The 10,585-nt window shown below is 24.4% G+C and carries 13 protein-coding genes; 2 read left to right on the forward strand and 11 right to left on the reverse strand.

The genetic code is table 11. The annotated features are described in order from the left end of the window. Window positions 1–91: 91 nt before the first annotated feature. The 11 genes from BUA62_RS10570 to BUA62_RS11975 all read right to left on the reverse strand — a co-directional run bounded on the left by BUA62_RS10570 (window position 92) and on the right by BUA62_RS11975 (window position 9,825). A complete protein-coding gene (locus BUA62_RS10570; protein WP_072866017.1) occupies window positions 92–1,513 on the reverse strand; it encodes an ABC transporter ATP-binding protein in 1,422 nt (473 codons plus the stop codon). A gap of 29 nt (window positions 1,514–1,542) precedes the next feature. Continuing rightward, window positions 1,543–2,175 (reverse strand): ABC transporter permease, encoded by a 633-nt coding sequence (locus tag BUA62_RS10575; protein ID WP_072866018.1) that lies wholly within the window; start codon window positions 2,173–2,175, stop codon window positions 1,543–1,545. Beyond that, the gene (locus tag BUA62_RS10580) at window positions 2,159–3,070 is read right to left on the reverse strand and encodes an ABC transporter ATP-binding protein (protein WP_047266541.1); all 912 of its coding nucleotides are present in this window, start codon (window positions 3,068–3,070) and stop codon (window positions 2,159–2,161) included. Before BUA62_RS10580 ends, BUA62_RS10575 begins: the two co-directional genes overlap by 17 nt. 188 nt (window positions 3,071–3,258) lie before the next feature. Beyond that, the gene (locus BUA62_RS10585) at window positions 3,259–4,452 is read right to left on the reverse strand and encodes a 4Fe-4S cluster-binding domain-containing protein (RefSeq protein WP_072866019.1); all 1,194 of its coding nucleotides are present in this window, start codon (window positions 4,450–4,452) and stop codon (window positions 3,259–3,261) included. A gap of 107 nt (window positions 4,453–4,559) precedes the next feature. Continuing rightward, window positions 4,560–5,840 (reverse strand): radical SAM protein, encoded by a 1,281-nt coding sequence (locus tag BUA62_RS10590; RefSeq protein ID WP_159429525.1) that lies wholly within the window; start codon window positions 5,838–5,840, stop codon window positions 4,560–4,562. Window positions 5,841–5,951: 111 nt separating this feature from the next. After that, complete coding sequence (locus BUA62_RS11595; protein WP_159429526.1) at window positions 5,952–6,116, reverse strand: hypothetical protein; 165 nt, start codon at window positions 6,114–6,116, stop codon at window positions 5,952–5,954. 21 nt (window positions 6,117–6,137) lie between these two features. Continuing rightward, the gene (locus BUA62_RS11600; protein WP_156166182.1) at window positions 6,138–6,293 is read right to left on the reverse strand and encodes a huazacin family RiPP peptide; all 156 of its coding nucleotides are present in this window, start codon (window positions 6,291–6,293) and stop codon (window positions 6,138–6,140) included. A 723-nt stretch (window positions 6,294–7,016) separates the two neighbouring features. Then, a complete protein-coding gene (locus BUA62_RS10595; RefSeq protein ID WP_072866020.1) occupies window positions 7,017–7,652 on the reverse strand; it encodes an ABC-2 transporter permease in 636 nt (211 codons plus the stop codon). Between the two features lie 4 nt (window positions 7,653–7,656). Continuing rightward, window positions 7,657–8,511: an ABC transporter ATP-binding protein gene (locus tag BUA62_RS10600; RefSeq protein ID WP_072866021.1), complete on the reverse strand. Its 855-nt coding sequence runs from the start codon at window positions 8,509–8,511 to the stop codon at window positions 7,657–7,659. 5 nt (window positions 8,512–8,516) lie between these two features. Beyond that, window positions 8,517–9,656 (reverse strand): radical SAM/SPASM domain-containing protein, encoded by a 1,140-nt coding sequence (locus BUA62_RS10605; RefSeq protein ID WP_072866022.1) that lies wholly within the window; start codon window positions 9,654–9,656, stop codon window positions 8,517–8,519. A 49-nt stretch (window positions 9,657–9,705) separates the two neighbouring features. After that, a complete protein-coding gene (locus tag BUA62_RS11975) occupies window positions 9,706–9,825 on the reverse strand; it encodes a subclass IId bacteriocin thuricin17 (RefSeq protein ID WP_442914807.1) in 120 nt (39 codons plus the stop codon). A 176-nt stretch (window positions 9,826–10,001) separates the two neighbouring features. On the opposite strand from BUA62_RS11975, the gene BUA62_RS11605 reads away from it, so the two are divergent. Both BUA62_RS11605 and BUA62_RS10610 read left to right on the forward strand, forming a co-directional pair. Then, window positions 10,002–10,154 (forward strand): hypothetical protein, encoded by a 153-nt coding sequence (locus BUA62_RS11605; protein ID WP_159429527.1) that lies wholly within the window; start codon window positions 10,002–10,004, stop codon window positions 10,152–10,154. Window positions 10,155–10,190: 36 nt separating this feature from the next. Next, entirely contained in the window at window positions 10,191–10,529 is a 339-nt protein-coding gene (locus tag BUA62_RS10610; protein ID WP_143148377.1) for a transposase, read from the forward strand. Window positions 10,530–10,585: the final 56 nt, after the last annotated feature.

A 10,585-nucleotide genomic window follows, 5' to 3' on the forward strand; every position in this document is an offset into this window, starting at 1 on the left:
GTTTTTTATCTTTTTAATGATAATTTCAATGATTTTATTTCGTCTTATGATTTTTCTGATTTTTTCGTTTCTGTGAAAAAATGAGTTTTTCTTATTTTTTGTCTAATTTTCGGGGGTCAAGCCGCATGTGATTATCCTTCAATGGGAATTTTTTTATTAGTTTTTCCAATTCGCTTTTCTCCAATATTTCTTTGTATTTTTCTTCTTTTATCTCTTTTGATGAATAGGTTATATTATTCTTTATTGTATCGTTAAACAAGAATATTTTCTGCGATACTATTCCAAATCTTTCTCTCAATGATTTTATATCTATTTCTTTTTGATTTTTTCCATTTATTATTATTTTTCCATTATATCCATCATATATTCCTAATAGCAACTTCATCAATGTCGTTTTTCCAGAACCATTCGATCCTTTAAGGATTATTTTTTCTCCTTTTTTTACTTCTAGATTTATCCCTTTCAATACTTTTGTTTTTCTATCATATGAAAATTCTATATTTTCCATTTTTATTTCTTTTATTTCTTCTGTCATTTCCTTTCCGTTTTTATTTCTTTCCTCTTCTGTTAATTCATCCATTATTTCCTTTACTCTTTTTAATGAATTCAGTGCCGGCTGTATTGTTAATGTTGTTGTTCCCAGCTGTATTACAGGAGCATATAATTTTCCTATATAATTTGCAAATGCTATATAGCCTCCCACTGTAAAACCTGAAAAGATTATATCTTTCCCAGCATATAATAATACTATTATTCCTGCTATTGCACTTATTAACGTTAATAATTCCATTCCTATTGAGTATAATACCCCCTGTTTTATTGCTGTCTTTACAAATTCTTTGTTATAATCTATATTCTTTTTGCTTTCTTTTTCTTCTATATTTAAATTTTTAACTTCTTCTATTCCACTTATACTTTCCTCTAATTTCCCATTCATTTTTGCACCTTTTTCCATTAATTCCATTGAAATTTTTGATATATTTCCCATAAATTTACCTGTTACTATATAATATAACGGCATTATTGCCAGCGCGATTAATGTCAGTTTTATATTATATTTCATCAATATATATAACACTATTATAAATTCTATTATACTTATCAATATTTTAAATGTTTGCTGTGAAAATAATATCTGTAATTTATCTGTTTCTCCCACTCTTGCCATTATATATCCCGTTTCTTTTCCTTCGAAAAAAGTCATTGGTAATTTTAATACTCTTTTTAATAGATTCTTTTTTATTTCAAATATTATACTTTGACTGCTGATTATAAATATTTTTGAGGTTATATAGTTCAATATGCTCTTTAATACGTATATCCCTATTAATATCATACAAACCTTTTTTAAATATTCATAGTCACCTGCCAATATCCCATTATCCATCGCTTCTTTGTAGTATTTTGCTGGCATTATTGATACATATGACAATATTATCATCATTGTCATCGATATCGTCAATCTTCCTCTATGTCCTTTGGTGTATTTATAGAGAAATCTTATGTTTCCCATTTCTTTCCTCCTGATTACCAAATTCATTTCTAAATTTTTTCTTTATTAAGAATAAGTGGTGTTAAGTATATTATTCCTGTTATCAGTAATATTCCAAATATTATGTAATACCATTCTGATATTATAAATATTTTTTTTATTTTTTCACCTTTACTGGCAAAAAAATAAATTAATAAAAATAGTACTATTTTTATTATAAATGGATTATCTAAAATCATAAGACTAATTCCCATAATAGCACTTATTACTGTCATCCAGATAGGTATTGTAAGCATTAATGTAATTAAATCAGAAACTGTTGGATATATTCCTGCAGCAAATGGATTTATTATTATTCCTATTGCTATAATTAAAAATTCTACTCCTATTGTAAATATAAATAAAGCTATGATTTTACCTGCAAATACCTCTTTTATATCAAGTGGTGAAGATAATAAGTATAAAAGATTCTTATTCTTTTTTTCCTCATTAAAAGCTATCCATCCAAATATATATGGAATAAAAAAAGAAACTAATACACCTGCAGTAAAATATGGATTGTATATATGTTTTTCTCCTGAATGTATTGTTACTGCCCATATTATCATTGCTATAAAAAATAAATTTCTTTCTTTCTTTTTACGAAAGAATGTTTTTAATTCTTTTTCAATTATAGCCCACATTTTCTTCATCCTCCCTGACAATTGAGATATACATGTCTTCAAGTGTTACTTTTTCATCTTCTATTCTTTTTACATTAATTCTTTCTTTTCTAAATATTTCCAATATTTCATTTACTTTTTCTTCTGGTATAATTGTTGTTTTTTCATCAGATAGATTTATGTTGTTTTCTCTTATTATTCTTTCAGGTATTTTTTGACTAACTATAATTTTTACTTTATCTTCTATTTTTAATGCTTTTTTCATTTCTTTTAATGTTCCATCAACTATTACTTTCCCTTTTCTGAGAAATATTATTCTCGTACAGATCCTTTCTATATCAAATAAATCATGTGATGTTATTATCAATGATTTATCAGTTCCTTTAAAACCTTTCAAAAAATCCACTATATCTCTCCTGGCTTCAGGATCAAGATTTGATGTGGGTTCATCCATTATTACTAATTCAGGATCATGCGATAATGAATTTAATATCGCAACCTTTTGCCTCATTCCTGCCGAAAGCTTTTTTATCAATGTTTTTTTCTTTTCTGCTAATTTCCATCTATCAATTAAATCCCAGATTTCATTATTGTTCTTCTTATATACTTTTTGCCAGAATTTTATATTCTCTTCTATTGTTAAATCATCATATAATCCTGGTGTATCCAGAACCATACCTATTTTATTCCTTTCTAATTTTTTTATGTTTTTTATGTCTTTTCCAAAGATTTCTATTTCACCTTCTGTTGGTTTTAACAAACCCAGTATTAATTTTATTAATGTGGTTTTTCCAGCACCATTTGGACCTATTATCCCTATTATCTCTCCTTTTCTTACTGAAAAATCCACTCCTTTTATTGCTTCTGTCCCACTATAATATCGCTTTTTTACTCCTTTGAATTTTATTATTTCCATATATATCCTCTCCTTTTATTTTAGTATTATCCAGAATAATGTTAATATAATTGAAATAACTATAAAATGTCTTAATTGGTTTTTTAAATAATATTTTAAGCTCCTTTCTTTATATTCCATTCTTATTCTGAAAATATAATATATTACTGTAGCAATTATTATAATTAAGTAATACGCCCAACTCCATATTACTCTCCCTTTTTACATAATGATTTCCCATTCAATCTCTGACTTGTTTTTGCTTCTATTGCTCTACATTCAAAACATCCAAATCTATATATGCAATTTTTGCATTTTTCTATTTTTCCAAGATGCAGTTTCCAATATTTATCTATTTTATTCTCTAAAAATATTTCTTTAAGAGCATTTTCATTTTCCATTGATGGGCAGGGCAATATTTTTCCTTCTGCATTCAATGTTATGGTTCCATTCAAACACGGATGATAATAATAATTATTCCAGAAAATTTTAGGTGATACTCGCATAAATAAATGATTCATAAAACTCTTATTATTTTCATCCAAAAGTTTTGAAATATATATCTTCGTTTTATATTTATTTATTATAATATCCAGCATATCTTTAATTTTAAATTCAGATATTTCTTCACTATCCTGTACAAAAGTTAATTCGAATTTTTTCGTATATTCTTTCATATAATTCAATGTTTTCATAAATAAAGAAAAATTTTTTTCGTTTTCACCATCAAAGATATCACTTGCAGAAAATGTGATATAGAAATTTATTTTTTTGTATATTTCTTTTTCTAATATTTTATTATTTCTAATATGTCTCCAATGGAGTAAAATCCAAATTTCTGGTTTTTTTTCACTATTTAAACATATATCTAATAAGTTTTCTGTATTAATATAAGAGAGAAGGTCCCCTCCATAAAATATTATGCTATGAACATTTAAATTTAATAAATTATTTAGGAATGTTTTGTATGCTTTTGAATCTATAGAATTTACATTTGAATTTTTGGAACATACAAAACACGGATAACTTTTCAGTAAAAAACAAAATTCACAATTCAAATTACAACTTGTAGGCATTTGAATATAACATTTATGAATTATTGGGGGTAATTTCTGCATACCTTCAAGAGGAAGTATCATCCCTTTACGAGTTTTTTCTTCATATATAAAATTATCATAAAATTCTCCCATTGTTTCTTTTTTGATTTTTTCTATTACGTCATATGTATAGGATGATTTTACATTTTCAATTTTAATGCCATTTTCTAGCTGTACTAAAACATCAGTCCATGTTTTTTCTAATTCTATCATATTTCCATTTTTTAAATCATAAATTAAACCTTTATTTTCTTTTCCAATAACTAAAATATAGTCTTTGTTTAATTTAAAATATTTATTCTTCATATATACACCCCACATTGTTTATATTTTGAAAACTTGATTAAATCAAATATATTAACTCTTTCCTCTAGCAAATTCCAGATTTCTTCAAAAGATTTTTTTATTCCTTCTTAGATATTTTCACAAATATTTGAAGGATCTTTTTCGAATTCTCCATTCCCTGCTAATAAAGCGAAACAAAGCGGGCACAATCTTGACACAGAACAGGTTAAGCATTCTGACTTTAATTTTTGATTGTATTTTTTTATTATTTTCTCTATTTTTGAATAATCCAACCAGGTTTCAACAGTGCCAATAGGAAAATTATAGTTGATTTTCTCACAGCAATGCAAATCTCCAGAAGGAGAGATTGCTATTTTTTCTCCTGGTACACATGTTCCTGTAAATGGAAGAAATGAAGGTTTACTTTCATATAAATTTACTTTTATATTTCTATTAAGTATAGTAAAATATGATAATCCAAATAATGAAGATAAAAATTTATCATTTTCATTTTTTTTAATTTTCTGGAAATATAAATTTTTTAGTTCGTTCATTTGAGAAAAGAACTTTTCTTTTTCTTCTTTTGAATATTGATTATACCAATTAGTATAAGAATTTCCTATCATATTAAGTCTGATAAGCCTTTCTGATAAATTACTCCTATCAAAAAAATCTTTCATTTTTAATAAATTTGTTCCATAATCATAACACGCAATTATAGAACAATATTTTTTATAATAATAAGGATATTTCTCTTTTATTTTTAATATGTTATTATACACAATTTCAAATGTACCCTTTTCATTTGAAAATACTCGTAATCTATCATGCTCTTTTTTAGAACCATTAAGGCTAAAAGCAAGAGAAATTTCATTTTCAGCAAGAAACTTTATTATTTCATCGTTTAATATAGTTCCATTTGTTGTGATAGTAAAATGACATTTGTGTTTTTTATTTTTTATATATTCTATTATCTTTTTTATTAAATCAAAATTAAGTAAAGGTTCTCCACCATAAAACCCAATAGCTGGAATAAAATATGGATTTTCCTTTTGGGTTTGTGAAATATCCGAGAAGTATTTATCAATAGCTTTTTTAGCTATATTATAATCCATATACACATTATTATGTGTTCTCATATTAGAATATTCTCCCGAATAAGCACAATATTTACATCTAAGATTACAATCTTCGGTAACAATAAAAAATAATTCTTTACTTCCTCTTTTTTTTATATAATTTTTAATATTAGCAATATTAACTATTTTATCATCATAAAAATAACTTTTTTGATATTTATTAGAAAAATTTTTAATATCATCTTTGGATTTTATAAATATAACTTCTCCTGTAGTATCAGAATAAAAATAAGAATTTCCTTTTTTTGTTTCAAAAATAAAACCCTTCATATTTCCACCTCTCAAATGCATATTTTATATAATTATTTTAAATTTTAGTATATAATACTTAATAAAAAAACCGAGGTGAATTTTATAAAAAACCAATAAATTTAAATTCAATTACAATTTAGCGCCCGTACCAGTTATAGTACCAGAAATACCAGCTGCAGCATCCATTACAGGTATTATAGGAGAATCAGTCTGACATCCAAATCCGCAAATTATTCCACACCCAATAATACATATTAAACCTTCTTTTTTGTTATTGTTATTAATTATTTTCATAAAACTCCCTCCTCATGTAGACTATAATGATATATGTTCTGTATTAGCATATGATGCTACACCCATTGCATCTAACAAAGGGCTCATTGTATCCAGAGAACATATTATAACGCATTCAGCAGAACAAACAATAAAACATTTTAAACTTTCGTTTTTTGCATCATTAACTATTTTCATTTTGTTCCCTCCTGTGATTTTTTTCACCTCGGTAAATCGAAAAATGAAATAATAATTTAACAAATATTCAATTTTTTAATTATATATTACATACATATTTAAGTAATTATACTAAATAATTCCAGGCATTGATGGATTAGATGTTTGGGGAACTTTATTATTTTATTAATTACTATTATCAGATAATATCATCGACTTTGTTCAATAATATTGCTAACAAATATCGTGAATTTTATAACTTAAAAAAACATGATAAAATTCAATAAATGTATAGTTTTTATATTATGTTACTGAATAACAAAAGATATTATTTTCACTTATTCAATTCACAATAATTTTAGCAAAAAAAATCAACAACATTAATGTAAATTTGTGGTGAATTTTTCTTTTCTTAAATTTAATAAATTTACATAATTATTTTATCACCTGATATATTTTTATGGTTAAGTTTTTGTTTAATGTATTGATGCGATTTTATATTCAAGCTATTATTTGATGTTAATGATTAATTGGTTTTATAGATTAATCTTGAAAATATTGTGTATATAAATACTTCCCATAATGGCGTTTCTGATAGAAACATGTACTTTATTTGAAAAAAAATACTTATTAAAACTTATCTTTGTTAATCCATTTTTTTATTAATTCTGATATTCCAATAATAGCGACAAACGCTATTGCAAACATAATCATTTCCATTTTATTAATCTCCTTTCGAGTTTATTAAAAATCTTTTTTTGAATAAATATATATTGATATAATTGCTGAAAAATATAGGAATATTATTGAAAGTAAATAAAACAATAAAATATAAACTTGTTCTGAATTTTTAAAAGTATAATTTTTTGATGCTATATTTTGCAAAAATTTAGGTAATAAAAAAGGGGTTAAAAAAATCAAAGTTGCAGAAATATATTTTGTTTTTTCATATCCAAATTTATATTGGATTGGAATAATAAGGCCAAAAAAAATGCTTGTTATTAACAACGTTAATCCAGTTGAAAATAGATTTAATTTTGGAATAGCAAAAATCATGAAAATTATATTATAAATAAAAAAACATAATAAAAAAATTATCAATATGAAAATATATTTTGCTTTTACTTGTGTATTTCTTGAGAATGGTGTTGCACTGAGTAAATAAGAACCTTTATATTTATGTTCTACTATTGAAATTGAATTATATAAAAGATATTCTGTATAAATAACTGTAATGAAAAAAATTATAAAACTTCCTCCAATATTACCTATTTTACTATTTACAAACAGTGGAATAAATATTGCAGTAGCAAGGGTTATCAATAAATAATTTTTTGCAAGTAAAAATTCTTTTTTTATAAGATTTAGTATTAATTTCATTTTTTCACCTCTCAACATGATAAAGCATTATATTTTCTATAGTAGGTTTTTCAATTACTACATCTTTTCTAAATAAACTACTTAATTCGTTTTTCTTATCAGTTAAACCTTCAAAATAATCTTCTGAAATTTTTAAATTTAAAAATAACTCTTTTATTTCATCATTAACAAGTTCTTTTGAACCTTTAATTATTACATATTTATTCAGTAATTCATTTTTATCTTCACAAAAAATAATTTTTCCGTTGTTGATTAATATTAAATCATCTGCAATTTTATCTAAATCAGATGTTATATGTGTAGAAAAAAATACACTTTTATTTTCATTCTTCATAAATTCCAATAGTATATTCATTAATTCATGTCTAACTAAAGGATCTAACCCGCTTGTTGGTTCATCCATAATCAAAAGTTCTGGGTCATGTGAAAGGGCTAAAGAAATAGCATATTTCATTTTCATCCCTTTAGATAGATTACATATCTTTTGATTTAAAGGTAAGTTGAATCTTTTTATATACTTTTTAAATAATTCTTCATTCCAATTTGAATAGGAGGAAGATATTATTTTTTTCATTTCTTTTAAAGTTAATTCCTCATAAAAATAACCTTCATCAAATACTATCCCTATACGATTTTTTATTTCTTTTTCAGTCTTTTTATTTAATTCTTTTCCAAATATTTTTATAATTCCACTTTCCTTTAATGCAAGGCCAAGAATTGATTTTATTGTGGTTGTTTTCCCAGAACCGTTTATACCAATAAATCCTGTAATTTTTCCTTTTTTTACGTTGAATGTTGCATTTAATTTAAAAAGAGTATATGTTTTTCTTAAATTAATTACTTCTAATATATTTTCCATTTAAATCACCTCTGAAATTCTTCTATCCTTAACTGTTCTTTTATGATTTGAGAAACTTTGTTTTTATACCATTTACAATTATTTTTTAATTCTTTTGCTTTTATAAAACCTCTAAGCAAACAACCATTACAGAAATATCTATATTTGCATTCTTTACATTCTTCAGAATTTAATTTTGGAGATTCTAAATTGAAAATATCATTTATATATTTTGAGTTGATATCATAAATATTCTTTATATTTTGTTTTATAGCATTACCTAAATTACTATTAAAGTATTTCATGTTATCCATTGTACACATTTTTATTTCACCTGTAGCTGAGATTACAACATGAGATGAAATACATCCACAATTAGAATCTTTTAACTGTCCGAATTCTATAAGGGATAGAAATTTTGGATATTTTTTGTTTATTTTATCCAATAATATATCCAACTGAATATATTCATTATCGTTTAAATATAAATTTTTGTTCATGTTTTTTGCTCTTCCTAATTCTATAACCGGGCTGATACCAAAAGATTTTATCCCTAAATTATATACCCAATCTGCAATCTCTTCAATCTCATCTAAATTTTTTGGAGTAACAATTGTTGCAATTCTCATATTAACTTTATTTTTTGCAAGTATATATATGTTGTTTTTTATTTTATTTAAAGAATTAGAAGTTTTAGTAAACCATTTTAAATATTCATCATTTAAACTATGCAAATCTATTTGAATAAATATTTTTGACTTATTTAAAATAATAGTATTCATAATTTCTTCAGAAATATATATTCCATTTGTTAATAATCCTATCTGTTTAAATTCTAGTTCAAGAGCATAGGTTATAATTTCTTTTAAAAATGGATATGTTGTTATTTCTCCTCCGGTTAGTTCAATAATATTTACCCCTAAATTTTTTAGCTCATATAGAATTTTTTTTGCATCATTTAAACTAATAAAATTATTCAAACTACTATTAAAATCGCCATAACAATGTAAACATTTTATATTACATTTATTTGTTAGTTCAATTGAAGCTACTTTAGGATAAATATTGTAATTATCTTTTATAATTAAAGAGCGATATTTTGGTGATTTTTGAAAATTAATATAAATACCATAAGTATTATTTATATTTGCAATAAAATTTTTCACCTTATTCTCTATTATATTATAGTCTTCTTAAACATTCCCTATAATACTATTAAGAGGCTGTGCTTAATCCTGATAAAGCTGAAATAACTGTAAAAGATAGCCCACAAAAAGCACAAGCTAAACAGCTCCAACAAGTTATATCGCTTGTAACCATTTCTGGCGTTGGCATAATTTCACCTCCTCATTTTTGCTTTACCATCTTCAAAAATTCTAAAACCCTATTGTTTACAATACTTTCATATTATCTTTTTAAGAGGTTTGCCTCCCTGGTGTATAATACAATTAGTTAAATTATCGTTTAATTCGGTAAAATTAAACTATACACTTTTACAGGGAGGTTAAACCATGAGTAATAATACTAAACAATTTTATCTCGATTTTGTCTATGATGAATATATGAAATCTAATTCTTCTTTTGCTTATATCCTTACCATTTTTGATTATATTGACTGGTCTCTTGTTCCTGAGATTTTAAATCATGCTGCGCAAGCTGCATGATTTAATTTAATTTTTTTTTATTTTTATTCTTAACTTTTGCGAAGCAATGCTTCTGGTGTTGGTAGAACTGGTTATTCTCCTGTTTCTATGATTAAAGCTATTTTAATTAAAATTATTAAAAATCTTAATTCTACTTCTGATCTTATTGATGAACTTTATTCTAATCCTTATTTAGCCCAAGCTATTGGTTTTGATCCTATTAGAAATTATGTTCCTGCTGAATCTACTTTTTCTATGTTTAGAAAATCTTTTGATATTAATATTATTTACCTTCTTATTACTGATCTTTTGTTTAAAGGTATTTCTTCTGGTTTTATTTCTACTGAATTTTTAGCTGTTGATTCTTTTCCAAATCATGCTGCGCAAGCTGCATGATTTATTTTATATTTTTATTTTAATTATTTTATCCATTTGCTTTTTGCAAAGCAAAT

This window comes from Marinitoga hydrogenitolerans DSM 16785 (genome assembly GCF_900129175.1).
Taxonomy (GTDB): Bacteria; Thermotogota; Thermotogae; order Petrotogales; family Petrotogaceae; genus Marinitoga; species Marinitoga hydrogenitolerans.

Coding starts and splice junctions, on each gene's coding strand:
- BUA62_RS10570 (WP_072866017.1), bottom strand. CDS start 1,513: ATGGGAAACATAAGATTTCTCTATAAATACACCAAAGGACATAGAGGA.
- BUA62_RS10575 (WP_072866018.1), bottom strand. CDS start 2,175: ATGTGGGCTATAATTGAAAAAGAATTAAAAACATTCTTTCGTAAAAAG.
- BUA62_RS10580 (WP_047266541.1), bottom strand. CDS start 3,070: ATGGAAATAATAAAATTCAAAGGAGTAAAAAAGCGATATTATAGTGGG.
- BUA62_RS10585 (WP_072866019.1), bottom strand. CDS start 4,452: ATGAAGAATAAATATTTTAAATTAAACAAAGACTATATTTTAGTTATT.
- BUA62_RS10590 (WP_159429525.1), bottom strand. CDS start 5,840: ATGAAGGGTTTTATTTTTGAAACAAAAAAAGGAAATTCTTATTTTTAT.
- BUA62_RS11595 (WP_159429526.1), bottom strand. CDS start 6,116: ATGAAAATAATTAATAACAATAACAAAAAAGAAGGTTTAATATGTATT.
- BUA62_RS11600 (WP_156166182.1), bottom strand. CDS start 6,293: ATGAAAATAGTTAATGATGCAAAAAACGAAAGTTTAAAATGTTTTATT.
- BUA62_RS10595 (WP_072866020.1), bottom strand. CDS start 7,652: ATGAAATTAATACTAAATCTTATAAAAAAAGAATTTTTACTTGCAAAA.
- BUA62_RS10600 (WP_072866021.1), bottom strand. CDS start 8,511: ATGGAAAATATATTAGAAGTAATTAATTTAAGAAAAACATATACTCTT.
- BUA62_RS11975 (WP_442914807.1), bottom strand. CDS start 9,825: ATGCCAACGCCAGAAATGGTTACAAGCGATATAACTTGTTGGAGCTGT.
- BUA62_RS11605 (WP_159429527.1), top strand. CDS start 10,002: ATGAGTAATAATACTAAACAATTTTATCTCGATTTTGTCTATGATGAA.